Source organism: Algoriphagus sp. (assembly GCF_039969895.1).
Taxonomy (GTDB): domain Bacteria; phylum Bacteroidota; class Bacteroidia; order Cytophagales; family Cyclobacteriaceae; genus Algoriphagus.
Genome location: NZ_JBDVMZ010000026.1, coordinates 104,308 through 121,217 on the forward strand (window position 1 = coordinate 104,308; position 16,910 = coordinate 121,217).

Below are 16,910 nucleotides of genomic sequence, written 5' to 3' on the forward strand. Positions count from 1 at the left end.
GGATTAACTCTTTAAGCGCTAGTGCGGCAGTTTTTCCGCTCTTTCTTTTGTGTCATTTTTCCTGACTGTCAAATGTCTTCGTCTATAGAATAAACGTGGTGGTGAATCGATCAATTTGAAAGTTGAATCGGGAATTACCACCAACTGAAAAGATATCAGTCGGTGGTAATAATCGCTAGTATTACCAGCATGCAACAAGGAAATTTATGCAGTCATTCCACCATCTATGGGGTTGACGGTACCGGTAATGAACTGACTTTCATCGCTGGCTAAAAACAGGGCAAGATTGGCAATTTCTGATGCTTCGGCATAGCGACCCATTGGGATGAGACTCTCTAGATTTTTCTGAGCTGCCTCTGCTTCTTTGGGATTGTATCCCGACTCGAGAGAGCGCATCATTCTGCCATCTACGGGCGAAGGGTTAATGGAATTGACCCGAATCTTATCCTTGGCTACTTCGACGGCTGCGGTGCGCATAAGGCCAGTAACGGCATGCTTAGAGGTGCTGTAAGCTACGGCGCGTTTGGTAGCCTGCATACCAGTAATAGACCCTGTAACAACAATACTACCGCCTCCCGCAGCTTTTAAGGCGGGAATCGCGTGCTTGATAGATAGGTACACTCCTTTCACATTTACTTTCATCACCAAATCGAAGGTATCGTCATCATAATCTTCAAAAGAGCCTACTTTACCTTCGATACCCGCATTGGCAAACATAATATCGAGCTTACCAAAAGTGTCGATGGTTTTTTGAATGTAATTTTTGGTGTCTTCGGCACTCGATACATCGGCTTTCACAGCCAATACTCTATCGCCAGCGTCTAACTCTTTTACCGCCTTGTCCAGGGCTTCTTGATTCAAGTCCACCAAGGTCACGTTTGCACCTTCTTCTAAAAATCGCGCAGCGGTAACCACACCTATTCCTCCTGAACCTCCTGTAATGATGGCCGTCTTATTTTCAAGTCTTTTCATTTTGTTTTTATTTAGTTAGGGATAATGACACTTGTTTTCAAATGTTTATAATAGCTCTATTTTTTCTTGACTCCAATCTTTTCTGAATATATCTACTGCCACGAGTGCATCTTCTGTCTCGCTCATGTCATCTGAAAATGTATTGTGCTACTTCACAAAGGTTGTTAAGTGAATTATCCTTTAATTACTACTCTAGGCCTATTTTTGCCATGGTTAAAAATGGGGCTAATAAATTTTTACCCTTACTTGATTTTACTCACTTTGACGTAGTTTTAAAAGTCTTTTTTTGCTTAAAGGTTTTAGTTTATTGGTTTGTAGATCTATCCTCATTTAAATGAAGATTGTTTTAAATGCTAAGTTCGTCCGTGCTTATAAATAAGCATCACTTAAACTGTTTTCGTAAGTATCTAAATTATTTGAAAGCCAAATCAAAAGAGTAGACGGCTTTGTAAGCTCCCCCGAAAACTGGGCCTATCAGAGGCGCACCTCAGGCCTGTAGCTCATGCCGATTCACTCGATTTGCAAGAGTTTTTCTATATTCTAAATTCAGTAGTTGTAGGATAGTCGGTCGGAATTACTTATTAGAATTTAGTTTTTTGTTATAGATATATGAAACTGCAAGAATGCCTAAAAACGCCAATGGCATAAGCATAAACCCAACGTTTTTATCCACCATGAGATGGCTTATAAATGCAAAGATTAATGTAAACGAAAGTCCTGCATAAGCCCATTCTTTCAGTATTTTTGGTGTCTTTGTAGTAATAATTGCAATTACTCCCAAAACTTTTGCTATCGCCAATGTGAACGCAAAGTAGTCCGGATAACCCAATGCTTTAGTTCCAATGGTCATGTATTCTGGTGCTAAAATCCATGTTACCAAAGGCATTGCGGCTTCCCAAAGAGCGATAATGATAGTAGCTGTCCAGAAAATTATTTTGTTCTTTTTCAACCTCTTATTTTTTTAAGTGTGGCTAATAACTTTTCAAGTTCATTTAAGGTCATTGTGAATCCTTCTCTGAAGCCCATTTGAATGTGCATTTCTATGTCGGCAAGTGTTTTGTGTTTTATTGCAATGTTCACTTTTGTTATTCCGTCTTGCTCGGTAAAATTTAATTCCCAATTGGAAGTTGGAAATTCTTCGTTGATATTTTCATGTTTGTCAGCAAAGGATGACGCCCAGTGTAAATTAGTTTTAGGGTTAATAGCCGTATATTGTTCAATCGAATAATGTTCTTGGCCTTCGGGACTTACCATTGCGTAAAAACGTTTTCCGCCCACTTTGAAGTCCATTTTTTTAGTTTTTGAAACCCAAGGTAGTGGTGCCCACCATTGGTCAAGTAGTTCTGGTTTTGTAAATGCGTCCCAAACCAATGGCAGTTCGGCTGCAAATTCTTTGTTAACCAATACTGTGTTGGTTGCTTTGTCAACCGTGAAGTTAAATAGTAGATTGTTCATTTTTTCTGGTCTTTAATTGTTAATAATACTTGATCTAATTGATTGAATTTAGTCTCCCAAATCTTTTTGAATTGTTCTAACCACTTTTCTATTTCTTTCATTTTATCAATCTCAAGTGAGTAGTAAATTTCTCTACCCTTTTGTTCTTTTTTTACAAGTTCGCATTCCGTCAGAATGCGTAGGTGCTTTGAAACAGCTTGCCGTGTCGTGTTGAAGTTTTCGGCAATGGCGTTGGGTGTCATTGCTTGTAATGCAATTAAGACGATAATAGCTCGTCTTGTAGGGTCTGCAATTGCTTGAAAAATGTCTCTTCGCATGAGTCTGTTTTACAAGTTATGAAACTAAACGGTTGCAAGTAAATACACAATTTCTTTGTTCAATTTTTTTGAATTTTTTTTAGAATCTTACAAATACCAGTCGGAATTGTCGGTTTGGTGAGCCGTCCTAATCTTGCTGCTAACGGGTTGGATATGGCAAGTGCAGTATTTGAAAGCCGGAACTGACAGCCACTATAATTACAATTAATTAAGACATAATATAAGTTAGATTTATGTCGGTCGTATCATCTTTTAGGTTAAGGCATAATGATCTTATACCCCTAATCGGTAACATCTACCCAAATCGGGCTTATATCCACAAGTACTTGGTGATATATCTCCTTTAATTTGTGGTTAGTAAGCTTAGTTAAATTTCCGCACAAACAAATTTTTCCTACACTATTGCCGTTTATACTCGTTTACTTTTGCGCCCACTCGGTGGAAAAACCTCAACCAAAAGCCGGAATCCCTGTAATCTCCTGACCCAAGATCAGCAAGTGAATATCTTGCGTACCTTCATAAGTGACTACAGATTCTAAGTTCATCATATGGCGCATGAGAGGGTATTCTCCGGTAATTCCCATTCCGCCATGAATTTGTCTAGCTTCCCGGGCGATGTTGAGTGCCATTTCCACATTGTTCCGTTTGGCCATGGAGATATGGACTGTTTTGGCTTTGCCCTCATTCATCATCTTGCCGACTTTCCAGGCTAGAAGTTGGGCTTTGGTGATTTCGGTCAGCATCTCGGAGAGTTTCTTCTGTACCAGTTGAAAGCTCGCGATAGGTTTGCCGAATTGGATACGCTCAGCAGCGTATTTTCTTGCAGACTCATAACAGTCCATCGCAGCACCAATCGCTCCCCAGGCAATTCCAAATCGTGCAGAATCCAAACACATCAATGGGGCACCCAAACCTGATTTGCCAGGTAGCAGGTTTTCTTTTGGCACTTTCACATTATCAAAAACCAATTCTCCAGTGCAGGATGCGCGAAGCGACCACTTCCCGTGAGTTTCTGGAGTAGAGAATCCTTCCATTCCTCGCTCTACGATCAGGCCGTGAATTCTTCCTTCTTCATTTTTTGCCCAGACTACTGCTATATCCGCCTCGGGAGAATTGGAAATCCACATCTTGGCGCCATTCAGTACGTAGTGGTCGCCCATGTCCTTGAAGTTGGTGACCATGCCACTAGGGTTAGAGCCATGATCCGGCTCAGTCAATCCGAAGCAACCTAGCATTTCGCCAGAGGCTAACTTTGGAAGATATTTGTTCCGTTGCTCTTCTGATCCAAACTTGTAAATAGGGTACATCACTAGTGAGCCTTGCACGGATGCCGTTGAACGCATGCCAGAATCTCCCCGCTCAATCTCCTGCATGATGAGTCCGTATGCGATGTAATCCAACCCTCCCCCTCCGTATTGCTCAGGGATTTGCGGGCCAAATGCGCCCACATCACCGAATTTTTTCACTATTTCACTAGGAAAATGAGCCTTTTGAGCCCAGTCTTCTATGTAGGGAGAAATCTCTTTTTTGACGAAATCCCGTATGGAAGTCCTGATCAATTTATGCTCATCGGTGAGCAAATCATCTAGGTCTAAAAAATCAACTCCTTCAAAGGTATCTTGTTTCAGAGACTTTCTGATTTCAACTGAGGCCATGTTATTTTTGGTTTATAAAGATGAATCTGTGATTTTTGTCGAGAATTTTATCTTTCTCCTGGCTTCTAAATAACCAGAAAAGGGGGTAAAAAACTATCATTTCCTTTAAAATAAAACTCATGCAGGAATCTCATTTTGATCCTAAGATATTAGATAAAATAGAGCAACTCCAACGTAAATTTAAAGCTTCAGGTCAGGATATGCTTTCTTACCTGGAAGGCTTGCACTACGCTAATTACCTGACTTATTGGGACTATATCAATTTAGATGTCTTGCTTTCCCTTCAGCAGCCTAAGACTTCTTTCAAAGACGAGAAGATTTTTATCATTTATCATCAGATCACGGAGTTGTATTTTAAGTTGATCATCTCTGAAATGGAGCAGATTTCTGATAATCAATCGCTTAATCAAGTATTTTTTGTCAATAGGCTGGAGCGAATTAATATGTACTTTGACCAGCTGATCGGTTCCTTTGCCCTGATGTGGAAAGGGATGGAGCAGGAGCAATTCCTCAAGTTTCGGATGTCTTTGCTCCCAGCCAGTGGTTTTCAAAGTGCTCAGTATCGAGAGATCGAGCTGATGGCCGCTGATGCTTTTAACCTGGTGGCGTTGAACAAGCGTGTAGGGCCGGATTATCATACTCCTACGGATGAAATTTTTGAGGATTTGTATTGGCAGCAAGGAGCCATTGAATTGGCTACTGGCGAAAAGACACTATCGCTAAAAAACTTCGAAGATAAATATCGAAGGAAGTTGATGGATCTGATCGATGCCTATAGACGCAAGAATATCTGGCAGAGATACCTAGATATAGATGAGCCGTCTCAAGAACTGACCGAGCTGATGAAGCAGTTTGACCTCAAAGCAAATGTTTTTTGGCCACTGGCCCATTATAAATCTGCGGTGCGTTTTCTGCAAAGAGATCCTGTAGATATCGCGGCTACCGGCGGTACCAATTGGCAGAAATACTTGCCTCCTCGCTTTCAGAAAGTGATTTTCTATCCTGAGCTTTGGACTGAGCAGGAGAGAGAGGACTGGGGAAAAGGCTGGGTGGTAAAGGAGATTTTCGGCGAAGAGTAGGTTTTTAAGTCTTAAGAATTGTGAATCAAAAGAGGCTAAAGTCAAGATGCTAGAGTAATTACCCGGGGTTTGAATAGGTGTTCTATTTTTTGGATTTTCAGGTTGAAGGAAAGCTACTCGTAAAGAGCCAAGGTATTCTTCAAAACACCCCTTAAATGTAATTCTTCTAAATGCGGCGAATTAATTTCTGATTTTCGAATATTACGGGCATCTTGAAGAGAATGGACATTTCATTTCAATCAAACCAAGCATGAGTAAGAAAAATCCACTAGCGCAAGACAGTTTGGTTCGTAGCCTATTTACCCTCGCTTGGCCGATTATTATGGCTAATGTGTTGCAGACTGCCTACCAATTGATTGATACTTTTTGGTTGGGACGACTTGGCGCCAATGCGGTGGCTGCAGTCAGTATTAGTTTCCCGATTCTATTTCTGGTTTTGTCGTTGGGAGCAGGATTGACACTTGCCGGGACGGTGATTGTCTCGCAGTTCAAAGGTGCGAATGATCAGAAAATGATTGATTTCAGTGCTTCCCAAACCGTTATGGTTATTTTTCTGGTATCCATTGGACTGGCTATTCTGGGTTATTTTTCTGCTTCTCCATTGATGAATCTAGTAGGAGCAGGGCCTGAGATTCTGGACGATTCAGTGACTTATTTTGAAGTTTCCTCTTGGGGCTTCGTCTTCTTGTTTATGTTTTTTGTGTTCCAATCCTTGATGCGAGGCATCGGCAATGTGCTGCTTCCCATGTACATCGTGTTGGGTACTGTGCTTCTTAATTTGGTGTTGGATCCGCTATTTATTTTCGGATATGGAAGTATTGAGGGCTACGGTGTGGCTGGAGCAGCGATAGCGAGTGTGATCACCCAGGGGATTTCTGCGTTGGTGGGAATCCTGATTCTTTTCCGTGGAAAACGTGGATTAAAAATCAAGTTGTCACACATGCGACCTCAGTTCAAATGGGTGAAGCGCATGGTGGAGCTCGGCATTCCTGCCAGTTTGGAGCAATCTTCCCGAGCTGCTGCCATGACCGTGATGGTCATGCTGGTGACTAGCTTTGGTTCGGAAGTGGTGGCTGCCTATGGGATCGGAGCGAGGATCCTGAGTTTGGTGATCGTGCCTGCGCTGGGATTGGCCATCGCTACGACCACCTTAGTTGGCCAGCAAGTGGGCGCAGGACATATACGGGGAGCAGAGAAAGTAGGGGATTTGAGCGCGAAGATTGCCTTCTTTGGATTGACAGGAATTGGCCTTTTACTTTTTGCTTTTGCGGAGCGACTAACAGCTTTTTTTGTTCCAAATGACCCTCTGGTAATTCAGGATGGAGCTAGATTTATACGGATTATGGCTCCGAGTTTTGGACTTCTGGGGGTTCAGCAAGTCTTAAATGGCTTGTTTAACGGCACTCGATTCACTCAGGCTTCCCTGTTAATTTCTGTGTTTAGTCTTTGGATGGTTCGCTTTCCGTTGGCGTTTGTGCTTTCTCAAAAGACAGAATTAGGCTTTGAAGGAATATGGTGGGCTTTTCCGCTTTCCAATCTTGTGGCTGCTTTAGTTGCCTATGTTTATTATAAAACTGGTTACTGGAAAATCAGAACTTTAAGGAATAGGGGAGATTGGCTGGAGACGGGAATTGGTTGATTTTTTTTAACCACCGAGATTGACGAAGAGAGCGCAGATGCTATGGTTGACCTGCTTTTCCCAAACCTCGCTTTATTTAGTATCATTTCTGATAGACGAATAGAAGTGAATCCTTTTTGTTGATTTTGCCGCTAGAGTACACGGAGTTATCGTAGCAGGTAGAGGTCAAATTATTAATTCGATAATTAAGCATACGAACTGATCTTTGGGTTCAACGCTGAAAGCTCATTACCTTTAAAAAAAATCACTATCCAATCCTATGAAAGTACATTACTGCAAAGATTTCGATGAAATGTCTCGTTTAGGGGCCAAGTTGGTTCATGCTGAAGTAGAGATTAAGCCTGACTTACTTTTCTGTGCAGCGAGTGGCAACTCACCTTCAGGCCTGTATGCATTGATGGCCGAAAAGCATACCAACTCTCAGGATTTTTTTGACCGGATGAAGGTTGTCAAACTGGACGAATGGGTTGGCTTGAAAGCAGATTCTACCTTTACTTCCGAATATGACATTCAAGAAAAGCTCCTCAAAAAGATTGATTTTGCGTCTGAAAGGTACATTTCTTTTGAGGTGGAGACTGCCGATCCGGTAAATGAATGCAACAGAATTAAGCAAGAAATAGCCGAATCTAATGGGATAGACATCTGCATATTGGGCATAGGAATCAATGGACATATTGCTCTGAATGAACCCGCAGCATTTCTTCAGCCGAATTGCCATGTGGCCAAGCTACATCCTGTGACGCTTTCTAGCGGTATGATAGAGCAAGTAGGGATCCCTCTCACTGAAGGGATGACCTTGGGGGTCGGTACTATCATGGATTCTAAAATGGTCATTCTTTTTATCACGGGAAAAGGGAAAAAGCCTGCATTCGATCTGCTTATGGAGGGCAAAATAAGGACTGATTTGCCAGCTTCTTTGTTGTGGCTTCACCCAGATGCGCATGTGATTGTAGATGAACAATCACTGAGGTAATATGTGACAAAATAAGATGGAGGTTCGTTTTTTAAGTCTAAAGTCTTCTTGCTGGCTTTTTGATGCGCATAATTTTCACTTTATTTCGCCCCTCATATTTTTTCTAACCATCCTATGACCTGGCAATTAATTAAAGATGCCCTACGGGGTAAAGAGCAGGACTTTACTAGTTTGTCGCTCAAAACAGCCATTTTCGTACTTGCTATTCCCATGATCTTGGAGATGATGATGGAGTCAGCCTTTGCAGTGGTGGATATATTTTTTGTGGCTAAACTGGGTGAGCACGCCATCGCTACCGTCGGATTGACAGAATCTGTGGTGGTCTTAGTCTATGCCATGGGTTTTGGGATTAGCATGGCTGCCACGGCGTTGATTTCCAGGAGATTTGGTGAAAAGGAATTCAAAGAAGCAGGTGCTGCCGCTTTTCAATTGCTGCTAGTTGGAGGGGCTATTTCAATTTTACTCGGAATACTGGGCTGGATTTTCGCGCCGGATATTTTGGCACTGATGGGAGCGGAGGCTACAGTGATCGAAACTGGGGTGAACTACACACGAATTATCTTTGCGGGGAATACTGCGATTATGCTGTTATTTCTGCTCAATGGTGCTTTTCGTGGGGCTGGTCAGGCACATCATGCCATGCGTTCATTGTGGATTGCCAATGGACTGAATATGATTCTCGATCCGCTGTTGATTTTTGGATTGGGAAACTGGGAAGGTTTCGGACTGGAAGGCGCAGCTATTGCCACGACTTTTGGTAGAGGAATAGGCGTAGTGTACCAGCTTTATCACCTTTTCAATGGAAAGCACAAATTGAAAATCCTGAAGGAAAACCTGGTGATTTCATGGGAAATCATCAAGAAAATCATGGAAATCGCAGCCGGAGGAATGGGGCAATTTTTGATTGATTCAGTTTCCTGGATTGCACTTACGCGTATGAATGCAGAGTTTGGATCGGCTTCTTTGGCTGGATTTACGATTGCGTTTAGAATATTGATTTTCACACTTTTACCCGCTTGGGGCTTATCTGGTGCAGCATCTACCTTGGTCGGTCAAAACCTAGGAGCCAAGCAGCCCGATCGTGCCGAAAAGGCGGTTTGGATGACTACCCGATATACGGTGGTCTTTATGGCTTCGGTCACGGGAATCTATTTGCTATTCAATCAGCAGCTAGCGGGGATTTTCACTGACATCGCAGAAGTGCGGTCTGTAGCCGCACAAGGGCTTTGGGTGGTGGCACTTGGTTATGTTTTTTTCGCTGTTGGGATGGTGCTGACCCAGGCATTCAACGGTGCCGGAGATACCAAAACTCCCGCTTGGATTAATATTGGCGTGCTTTGGTTTTTAGAAATTCCTCTAGCCTACGTACTCGCTTTTCCTCTGGGAATGGCTCATTTAGGGATTTTTATCTCTATTGCATTCAGCCATAGCTTTCATTCTTTAGTTTCTCTTTATTTCTTCAGAAAGGGGAATTGGAAACTTACGGAAGTTTAAACCTGAGAATTGGTGGATATTTTTTTCCTAGGCTGATTTTCCTTGTAAATTGAAGTGCTCGAATGGAACTAGAAGAGGAAATACTGGAAAAGCTTCATCATGCCCTCACCGAGGCATGCATATCGCCTATGCCGGATCCTCAATTTCTGAAAAGCAGAATAGCTGTCCTACGAAAAAATCAGCTGGCGAAGTACACGGGGAAATTGGAGTACGCAGAAACTGAAAGGGCCGGCTATTCATCCGTTTGCTTTGCACAAAACCCAGAGGTGCAAGATGCCTATAAAAGCGAGGAGGAAATTCTGAAGCTTATTGATGAGAGGATAATTCAATTACTTCAACTAATATGATTATCCGCGAAGATGCCAATAATTAAAATCCCCTTGTTCAAGCGGAATGAAGCCCGGTGACCGAATGGGCCTTAATTCTTATGCTGACCAAATTACAGTGTACTTATGGCTCTTTCCAGGTATTAAAGCGGATATGCATGCTAAATAGAATCCAATCAATTTTACCTAACATTTTAACCCTTTATACCATGACTACTTTAAACACTTACCTGATTTTTGATGGAAATTGTGAAAATGCCTTCAATTTCTATCGAACTGTTTTTGGTGGAGAATTTGACCATGTGGGAAGATTTTCTGACATGCCCGATGATCCGAGGTATCCTATTTCGGATGAGATCCGCAATCAAATTATGCACATTAGTTTACCGATCAGCAAGGATTGCATACTAATGGGAAGTGATTCTGGGGGTAAGGGAGAGGTGATTGTAGGTACTAATTTCTCCATTTCAATCACAACAGACTCCAAGGCAAATGCTGATTCTTTTTTTGATAAGCTTTCTACCAATGGAAAAGTAACTATGCCTATGGAGAAGACTTTTTGGGGAGATTATTTTGGGATGCTCACAGATCGATTTGGAGTGAACTGGATGATAAGTTTTGCAGAGGAGGCACCACAGGCGAAAAAATAGCTTAACATATAAAGAGGCTGCCTCTAAACTTTTATTTGTCCAAATGATCGAAGCCGCAATACAATCCTATCTAAAAGATCTTTTACTTCGTTCAAGCGGACAATTTCAGTTTGTTTTGAGACAGCCTCTTTTATTCTTTCATGAATTTAAGGCAAAAGCACCGCGTCGATCACGTGTACTACACCGTTGGAACCCGCAAGGTCAGCTGCAACTACAGTTGCGTCACCGATCATTACTTTTCCATCTTTGATACTTACTTTAAGTTGCTTACCGTTTAGGGTTGTCACCATTTGTCCATCAGTCAAATCGCCAGACATTACATTTCCAGCCACCACGTGTAGCGTAAGAATATTGGTCAAGTCATCTTTCGCTTCAGGCTTCAATAGACCTTCGACAGTTCCTTCTGGCAAAGCAGCAAAGGCAGCATTGGTAGGTGCAAATACTGTGAATGGACCTTCGCCTTGAAGTGTCTGTACCAAGTCAGCAGCTTGAACTGCAGCCACAAGTGTAGTGTGATCTGGAGAACCCATAGCGATATCCACCACCGTGTTGGGTGCTTGCATGGCAGGAGCTTCTTCTACTACTTCCACTTCTACTTCCTCAGTTTCGGTAGTTTGTTTTGAGTCACAACTCATTGAAAATGATGCAACTGAAGCAGCTGCTGCTAGAGAGAGTAATCTTAATTTTTTCATTTTGTATTGGTTAGTTTTTTTGAATCTTTGTAACATGCAAGTGGCTAAAAGGTTTTGATTACGCTTGAGCTGTTTTTTCAGATGCCCTGAATTTGATTTTCCTTTTTTTAATGGAAGTGTCATTTCTCAGATCATGCTTACCTTTGAGTACTATAAACTAACCGTTGAATCATGATCAATTCCGATATACTGAGGACCATCCGTTATATTTTTAATTTTAAAGACCCCCAGATGGTGGAGATGTTTAAAGCCGGAGGATTAGATATTAAGCGTGAGGAAGTGGCTAATTTTTTGAAAAATGAAGAGGAACCTTTCTTTAAGCCTATCGTGGATAAAGACCTCGCAGCTTTTCTCAATGGATTTATCATCGAGAAAAGAGGTAAAAAAGAGGGGGAAGATCCCAAGCCAGAAAAAACCTTGACTAATAATATTATTTTCAGAAAACTAAGGATTGCCTTGAATCTGAAGGAAGATGATGTGCTCGAAATTCTATCCTCTGTGGGAATGCACATCAGCCCACATGAGCTGAGTGCATTTTTCAGAAAGCCGACCCAATCCCAGTACAGACCTTGTAAAGATCAAATTCTCCGGAATTTCCTAAATGGTTTGAAGAAGAAATACAGACCTAGCGATTCGCAAGCGCTTACTTACTAAGCTCACTTACTGCCTCAACCAGTTTTTCATTACTTACTCCCAGGCCTTCTTGCTGGTAGTGAAGTACTCCATTTTTATCAAAAACAGAAATGATATTGGTATGGGAAAAATCAATCGGAGAGATTTTCTTGTACTTCATAGAAAGCACATTGGAGAATTCCCGTACATCGTCCATTCCACCCTGTAGCAAGATCCATTGATCTCCCTGTAGGTGTTCTTCCGCGGCATATTCCTTTAATCTCTCTGGTGTATCTTTCTCAGGATCAATGCTGACAAGCAAGTAATCAACGTCTGGGTTATTCACTTTCTCATTAATGTTGCGCATATCGGCAACTAATCGAGGACAGGCTGCCTCGCAGGAAGTATAGATCATGACTACCACCATCACGCTGCCTCGAAGATCGCTCAGCTGGATAGTCTCGTTATTCTGCGTTTTCCACTCAGAGGTGAGGTTGAAGATCGACTCATCGGAGATCCCATCTTCGTCCACTACTGGAGCTTCTATGCTGCTGACTTTTACCAAATCCATCTTACAAACAGGACAGGAGCCTGGTTCTTCGTAGGTTTTGTGTCCCTCGCACTTCATCGGGCAGCTGTAATGATCTGTGGCCTCAGTTTGTTTTTGGCAGGCAAAAATTCTTAGCAATAAAAGTAAACTAAGGAGCTGGAATATATGCTTGAATTTCATAGTGTTAGTTTGATTTGGCACATCTAAAACCTAGGTTTTTGATGTTGTAATTTGCTTTGATACTTCCTCTGAAAGCATAGCGCATGAAGGCGGCATAATCCCTGAGGTCATTTGCAGTGATGGCAGCACCGGCACAGAAAAGATTTCTGTCGGCATCTCCATCTTGACGGGATTCACCGGATATCAGGACACTGTTGAAATCACTGGTCCATTCCCATACCAGACCATGCATGTCATAGACGCCCCAGTAATTTTTATAAGTGCTTCCAACGGTCTTGGAATAGGTCTTAGGCGTCTCGTAGGATTCAATAATCCGCTGATTGAACGTACTGTCATTTTCGGCATTTGGCTTGGTTTCACTTGCTTTTGCCGCCAGTTCCCATTCATCTACTGAGGGAAGGCGTTTATCTTGACAAGCACAATAGGCTTTGGCAGCGAACCAGGACACATTGGTGACCGGGGAGTTGGGATTCATATTTTCTCCCAACTCTAAATTTCCTTTCCAGTCCACCAAATAATTACTATCAGCGAAAATTGACTTGATGTTAGATCTTTGCCATTCTGGATTTTTTTTGACGAAGTCCAGAAATTGCTGATTGGTAACTGCATATTCATCCAGTTGGAAATCATCCACCCAGACTTTTGCCGAGTCCAAACCATAAAGGGGGGCTAATGTCCCCCCTTTAATCTGTTTCAGAGCTGTCGGGGTTTGGCTATTTCCTGCTAGTGAAAAGCAAATTATACACAGACACGCGATGAGATATTTCAATTGATTTTTATTTAATGCGAACTCTTCACTTTGGTCACCATCGTAGGTGTAACCTCAGTGCCATTATTTCCCCAGCTGTTATAAACGTAGGTCAATACGTTAGCTACTTGCTCGTCAGTGAGTGTTTGAGCGGTCATCACCGAGTTGTAAGACTGACCGTTAACGGTGATTTCTCCTGTTTTACCGTGAAGTACTATAGAGATAGCTCTTTCCACATCAGCGTTTAGGTAATCGGCTTTGGCAAGAGGAGGGAAGGCATTCGGAATACCTTGACCTTCTTCTTGGTGACATGCCAAGCAGGTTCTAGCATAGATCTGCTTACCCAGTTCTATTCTTTCTGAAAGTGATCCTGCAGTTGGAGCTTCTGGAGCACCTTGATCACCTGGCATGGTTTGAATTGACCCACCTTCAGGTTGGTAGATTCCTTCTTGGATAGTACCAGAATACACAGTTGGATTCTCTTCACCGGTCACTTTCAGCATGCCTAATGCACCTTTATTGAATGCTCTGAAGATCGCGTGGTCCACCAGAACTAGCGTCCCCGGAGCTTCTACTTTGAATTCTACTATTGCTGCTCCTCCGGCAGGAATCAAGGTAGTTTGTACATCATGGTTAAGTAATTTACCACCTTCTACATACACTTTATCAAAAATCTCCCCAATCACGTGGAAGGATGAAGTCAGGTTTGGTCCACCGTTGCCCACAAAGAGACGAATTGTTTCGCCGACTTCAGCAGTGATAGCATTATCTCCTGTCAAGGCATCTGTGCTACCATTGAATACAACATAATCTGCATCTTCGTCGATGGCTTTTTGCATATCAAAAGGCTGTAAACCTGGCTCACCATTCTCGCCTTTAGTGTAGAAATCACCTTGCATGATGTAGAATTCTTTATCCACTTTTGGCAAGCCTCCGGCTGGTTCCACTAAGATCAAACCATACATTCCGTTGGCGATGTGCATCCCTACTGGTGCAGTGGCGCAGTGGTAAACATACAATCCTGGATTTAATGTCTTGAAGGAGAACGTGATCTCATGACCTGGCGCAACGAACGATGAAGATGCTCCGCCTCCAGGACCAGTCACTGCGTGAAGGTCAATATTATGCGGGAGTTTATTATTTGGGTGATTTTTAAGGGTAAACTCCACTTCATCACCTACTCTTGTACGGATGAAACTACCGGGAACAGTCCCTCCGAATGTCCAATAGATATAACTTACGCCATTGGCCATTTGACCTTCTTCTTCGAGGATTTCCATGTCCACGATCAATTTTTTGGCAGGGCGACTACCTACTGGATCAGGTACAAAAGGAGGGCTCGTCAGCTGTGCGGTCATGTTACCCTGCACTTCTATATCCATGGCGCTTTCTCCATTATCATGGCTGCTTCCGCCACACCCTGAGAGGGAGATCATTGCTCCTAGAATCAGGGTTTTTACTAAGTTACTCACTAATCGATAGCTCATAATTGATCGGTTTTAATTGAACTCTTTGAAGAAATAAGAGACAAATTCAGCAATTGACTGGTAGTTAGTTTTTAACTCTAAATCCTGCTTTCGCTTGACTATTTATTGCTCTTATTAAAGGACAAAAATATCCGCTATTTAATACCCGAAAACCAATTATACCCATCTTCCAACATGATTATAGTCATGTTCTAAATGCTACTATTCTGACTCGAAAACTTCAACTACACGTCCGACTTCTCCAGTATCCAGCATCACTTTGATTCCGTGCGGATGTGAGGGTGAGGAAGTCAGGATTTTCTTTACAAACCCTTCGGTAAGCTCTCCTGATCGCTGATGATGTTTTTGAACGATAGTGACCTCACTAGCGATCTTAATATTTTTTCGAATAGTTCCTGAGGCCGTTTTCACTTATATTTTGGTTTTTTGGACAACTTCAACTTACTGTTTATTCCAAAAAAATCCACAAAAAAAGCCATTTCATTGACGAAATGGCTTATGATTGTTAAGAATCAGATTAATTGTGTTGCGGAATATGAAGTAACAATGAAATCAAATCCTTTGGGGTATGAACAGCACCGAGTTTTTCATCTTGGAAAATAATCTGTAGCTGATATTCCAGCTCAAAAATAAGTCCGTTGATAAACACGGGGTCCATTCTTAATTGCTGGACAAAATCAGCATTCTTATGTGGACCAATTAATGTAATTCCATACGAGTGGAATACTGAGATTGCTTTCTTTAGTAGAGTAAAGTGTTGGTTCATAGTAGAGAAGTAAAGTTGCGCAGATCTAGACAGGGAATTATTATTGTGCTAATCGTGACAGAAAGCATAAATAGTATTACTTAGTTCCCGATGTTTGAAATAACGTGTTTGTTAGAAAATTCGCTACAAAATGGTGCAAACTTAACATTTAATAGCATTGTTAAAATTTCTAATCTATTAGCTAGTAACAGCTTCAGCTACAGCAGATTGTTAATCCAATCCTACTACAGTGCAATAACTTTTAACTAGATATTTTGTTTTTGATTTATGCGAAACCCCATCACGATCCTCATTACTGTAAGCGCCGCCTTATTTCTCGTTTTTTTCCCTACGGATATTTTTGCTCAAAATATAGCTCAACTTCATGAGTTCAATCAAACCAGATTAGTTTTCAATCAGCGTGGAATGCTGATTTTGGGTGCCTGGGCTATTGGAAATATGATTTGGGGTGGGATAGGGGCGAGCCGAAGTCTTGGAGTGAAGAAAGGTTTTCACCAGATGAACCTCTATTGGAATACTGTGAACTTGGCGATAGCTGCGTTTGGCTATTATCAGGCTATCAACGATTCGCCTGATATAGATTTTTTGGCTACGATAGTTGCCCAGCATGGCATCGAGAAAATCCTACTTTTCAATGGAGCATTAGACATAGCCTATATGACTGGAGGTTTATTTATGCTAGAGAGAGGACGGAGAAAGGACGATGAACGATTGCTGGGTTTTGGGAAATCTGTCATCCTTCAAGGTGCTTTTTTGATGGTTTTTGACGCTATTTTATATGGTTTTCATGTTTCAAATGCCAAAGAATTGCCGGAATTGATGAAAAATCTAAACTTAGTACTAACAGGAATATTTCTTCCCTGAAAATTAAACTCAGTCAGTTGACTGAGTCTAACTTTTAAATTTTGGGTTTTTTCAAAACTAGGTAAAAACAGTATCCTGAAATACACATAATACTGAGTTGTGTAAAAATTAATACTACTACTGCGGATCTGTTCATATCGTGGTTTTTAATCTCTTTGTTGTGGAGTACCAAACAACTCAAAAGATAGCAATGAAAAGCGTGAGTAATTGGAGTCTTGCAGCTTGGGAATAGAAATCTTTTTATTGATTTCGGAAGCATCAGTTTTTGGATCAGCCAATTGTTCATAAAATTCACTGTGGAGTAATTTGACGATCAGCGAACTTTGATCCAAGGTCCAGCCACTTCCAGATGTAAATAAATTGAAACCGGCTATCCAGTCGTTATTTTCAGGAGTAATCAAGTCGGCTACCAAGACCAATGAAAGTTATACCGGAGTAATGAATTGGATGA

20 protein-coding genes are annotated in these 16,910 nt (G+C 41.7%); 8 read left to right on the forward strand and 12 right to left on the reverse strand.

Annotated features, from left to right (window positions below):
• Positions 1-204: 204 nt before the first annotated feature.
• The 5 genes from ABJH64_RS18705 to ABJH64_RS18725 form a co-directional block, all read right to left on the reverse strand.
• Complete coding sequence (locus tag ABJH64_RS18705) at positions 205-972, reverse strand: SDR family oxidoreductase (RefSeq protein WP_348274784.1); 768 nt, start codon at positions 970-972, stop codon at positions 205-207.
• A 574-nt stretch (positions 973-1,546) separates the two neighbouring features.
• On the reverse strand, positions 1,547-1,921 hold the full coding sequence (locus ABJH64_RS18710; protein ID WP_348274785.1) for a DoxX family protein: 375 nt from the start codon (positions 1,919-1,921) through the stop codon (positions 1,547-1,549).
• A complete protein-coding gene (locus tag ABJH64_RS18715) occupies positions 1,918-2,427 on the reverse strand; it encodes an SRPBCC domain-containing protein (RefSeq protein WP_348274786.1) in 510 nt (169 codons plus the stop codon). Before ABJH64_RS18715 ends, ABJH64_RS18710 begins: the two co-directional genes overlap by 4 nt.
• Entirely contained in the window at positions 2,424-2,744 is a 321-nt protein-coding gene (locus ABJH64_RS18720; protein WP_348274787.1) for a metalloregulator ArsR/SmtB family transcription factor, read from the reverse strand. Before ABJH64_RS18720 ends, ABJH64_RS18715 begins: the two co-directional genes overlap by 4 nt.
• Positions 2,745-3,193: 449 nt before the next feature.
• Positions 3,194-4,399: an acyl-CoA dehydrogenase family protein gene (locus ABJH64_RS18725; protein WP_348299460.1), complete on the reverse strand. Its 1,206-nt coding sequence runs from the start codon at positions 4,397-4,399 to the stop codon at positions 3,194-3,196.
• Between the two features lie 119 nt (positions 4,400-4,518).
• On the opposite strand from ABJH64_RS18725, the gene ABJH64_RS18730 reads away from it, so the two are divergent.
• The 6 genes from ABJH64_RS18730 to ABJH64_RS18755 all read left to right on the forward strand — a co-directional run bounded on the left by ABJH64_RS18730 (position 4,519) and on the right by ABJH64_RS18755 (position 10,560).
• Entirely contained in the window at positions 4,519-5,478 is a 960-nt protein-coding gene (locus tag ABJH64_RS18730) for a tryptophan 2,3-dioxygenase family protein (RefSeq protein ID WP_348276088.1), read from the forward strand.
• A 250-nt stretch (positions 5,479-5,728) separates the two neighbouring features.
• On the forward strand, positions 5,729-7,117 hold the full coding sequence (locus tag ABJH64_RS18735; RefSeq protein ID WP_348276089.1) for an MATE family efflux transporter: 1,389 nt from the start codon (positions 5,729-5,731) through the stop codon (positions 7,115-7,117).
• A 259-nt stretch (positions 7,118-7,376) separates the two neighbouring features.
• On the forward strand, positions 7,377-8,090 hold the full coding sequence (locus ABJH64_RS18740; protein ID WP_348276090.1) for a 6-phosphogluconolactonase: 714 nt from the start codon (positions 7,377-7,379) through the stop codon (positions 8,088-8,090).
• Between the two features lie 114 nt (positions 8,091-8,204).
• On the forward strand, positions 8,205-9,584 hold the full coding sequence (locus ABJH64_RS18745) for an MATE family efflux transporter (protein WP_348276091.1): 1,380 nt from the start codon (positions 8,205-8,207) through the stop codon (positions 9,582-9,584).
• Between the two features lie 62 nt (positions 9,585-9,646).
• Entirely contained in the window at positions 9,647-9,931 is a 285-nt protein-coding gene (locus tag ABJH64_RS18750; protein WP_348276092.1) for a hypothetical protein, read from the forward strand.
• Between the two features lie 188 nt (positions 9,932-10,119).
• On the forward strand, positions 10,120-10,560 hold the full coding sequence (locus ABJH64_RS18755; RefSeq protein WP_348276093.1) for a VOC family protein: 441 nt from the start codon (positions 10,120-10,122) through the stop codon (positions 10,558-10,560).
• 146 nt (positions 10,561-10,706) lie between these two features.
• On the opposite strand, the gene ABJH64_RS18760 is transcribed toward ABJH64_RS18755, so the two are convergent.
• Positions 10,707-11,252 (reverse strand): fasciclin domain-containing protein, encoded by a 546-nt coding sequence (locus ABJH64_RS18760; protein ID WP_348276094.1) that lies wholly within the window; start codon positions 11,250-11,252, stop codon positions 10,707-10,709.
• 171 nt (positions 11,253-11,423) lie between these two features.
• Between ABJH64_RS18760 and ABJH64_RS18765 the strand changes: the two genes are divergently transcribed.
• On the forward strand, positions 11,424-11,906 hold the full coding sequence (locus tag ABJH64_RS18765; RefSeq protein ID WP_348276095.1) for a DUF1456 family protein: 483 nt from the start codon (positions 11,424-11,426) through the stop codon (positions 11,904-11,906).
• Here the strand turns inward: ABJH64_RS18765 and ABJH64_RS18770 are convergent.
• The 5 genes from ABJH64_RS18770 to ABJH64_RS18790 form a co-directional block, all read right to left on the reverse strand.
• Positions 11,896-12,594, reverse strand: a complete 699-nt coding sequence (locus tag ABJH64_RS18770) for an SCO family protein (RefSeq protein ID WP_348276096.1) — start codon at positions 12,592-12,594, stop codon at positions 11,896-11,898. The genes ABJH64_RS18765 and ABJH64_RS18770 overlap by 11 nt on opposite strands.
• 4 nt (positions 12,595-12,598) lie before the next feature.
• Positions 12,599-13,249, reverse strand: a complete 651-nt coding sequence (locus ABJH64_RS18775; RefSeq protein WP_348276097.1) for a formylglycine-generating enzyme family protein — start codon at positions 13,247-13,249, stop codon at positions 12,599-12,601.
• Positions 13,250-13,374: 125 nt separating this feature from the next.
• The gene (nirK, locus tag ABJH64_RS18780) at positions 13,375-14,829 is read right to left on the reverse strand and encodes a copper-containing nitrite reductase (RefSeq protein ID WP_348276098.1); all 1,455 of its coding nucleotides are present in this window, start codon (positions 14,827-14,829) and stop codon (positions 13,375-13,377) included.
• A 201-nt stretch (positions 14,830-15,030) separates the two neighbouring features.
• Complete coding sequence (locus tag ABJH64_RS18785) at positions 15,031-15,240, reverse strand: YwbE family protein (RefSeq protein ID WP_348276099.1); 210 nt, start codon at positions 15,238-15,240, stop codon at positions 15,031-15,033.
• 106 nt (positions 15,241-15,346) lie between these two features.
• Positions 15,347-15,595, reverse strand: a complete 249-nt coding sequence (locus ABJH64_RS18790; RefSeq protein ID WP_348276100.1) for an acyl carrier protein — start codon at positions 15,593-15,595, stop codon at positions 15,347-15,349.
• 267 nt (positions 15,596-15,862) lie between these two features.
• Between ABJH64_RS18790 and ABJH64_RS18795 the strand changes: the two genes are divergently transcribed.
• Positions 15,863-16,459: a hypothetical protein gene (locus ABJH64_RS18795; protein ID WP_348276101.1), complete on the forward strand. Its 597-nt coding sequence runs from the start codon at positions 15,863-15,865 to the stop codon at positions 16,457-16,459.
• 146 nt (positions 16,460-16,605) lie between these two features.
• Here ABJH64_RS18795 and ABJH64_RS18800 read toward each other — a convergent pair whose 3' ends face one another.
• A complete protein-coding gene (locus tag ABJH64_RS18800; protein WP_348276102.1) occupies positions 16,606-16,872 on the reverse strand; it encodes a hypothetical protein in 267 nt (88 codons plus the stop codon).
• Between the last annotated feature and the right edge of the window lie 38 nt (positions 16,873-16,910).

Bases quoted from the DNA above. Each gene is read 5' to 3' on its own strand.
- ABJH64_RS18790 (WP_348276100.1), bottom strand. From the start codon at position 15,595: ATGAACCAACACTTTACTCTACTAAAGAAAGCAATCTCAGTATTCCAC.
- ABJH64_RS18755 (WP_348276093.1), top strand. From the start codon at position 10,120: ATGACTACTTTAAACACTTACCTGATTTTTGATGGAAATTGTGAAAAT.
- ABJH64_RS18705 (WP_348274784.1), bottom strand. From the start codon at position 972: ATGAAAAGACTTGAAAATAAGACGGCCATCATTACAGGAGGTTCAGGA.
- ABJH64_RS18760 (WP_348276094.1), bottom strand. From the start codon at position 11,252: ATGAAAAAATTAAGATTACTCTCTCTAGCAGCAGCTGCTTCAGTTGCA.
- ABJH64_RS18765 (WP_348276095.1), top strand. From the start codon at position 11,424: ATGATCAATTCCGATATACTGAGGACCATCCGTTATATTTTTAATTTT.
- ABJH64_RS18745 (WP_348276091.1), top strand. From the start codon at position 8,205: ATGACCTGGCAATTAATTAAAGATGCCCTACGGGGTAAAGAGCAGGAC.
- ABJH64_RS18735 (WP_348276089.1), top strand. From the start codon at position 5,729: ATGAGTAAGAAAAATCCACTAGCGCAAGACAGTTTGGTTCGTAGCCTA.
- nirK (WP_348276098.1), bottom strand. From the start codon at position 14,829: ATGAGCTATCGATTAGTGAGTAACTTAGTAAAAACCCTGATTCTAGGA.
- ABJH64_RS18750 (WP_348276092.1), top strand. From the start codon at position 9,647: ATGGAACTAGAAGAGGAAATACTGGAAAAGCTTCATCATGCCCTCACC.
- ABJH64_RS18730 (WP_348276088.1), top strand. From the start codon at position 4,519: ATGCAGGAATCTCATTTTGATCCTAAGATATTAGATAAAATAGAGCAA.
- ABJH64_RS18770 (WP_348276096.1), bottom strand. From the start codon at position 12,594: ATGAAATTCAAGCATATATTCCAGCTCCTTAGTTTACTTTTATTGCTA.
- ABJH64_RS18715 (WP_348274786.1), bottom strand. From the start codon at position 2,427: ATGAACAATCTACTATTTAACTTCACGGTTGACAAAGCAACCAACACA.
- ABJH64_RS18725 (WP_348299460.1), bottom strand. From the start codon at position 4,399: ATGGCCTCAGTTGAAATCAGAAAGTCTCTGAAACAAGATACCTTTGAA.
- ABJH64_RS18720 (WP_348274787.1), bottom strand. From the start codon at position 2,744: ATGCGAAGAGACATTTTTCAAGCAATTGCAGACCCTACAAGACGAGCT.
- ABJH64_RS18740 (WP_348276090.1), top strand. From the start codon at position 7,377: ATGAAAGTACATTACTGCAAAGATTTCGATGAAATGTCTCGTTTAGGG.
- ABJH64_RS18795 (WP_348276101.1), top strand. From the start codon at position 15,863: ATGCGAAACCCCATCACGATCCTCATTACTGTAAGCGCCGCCTTATTT.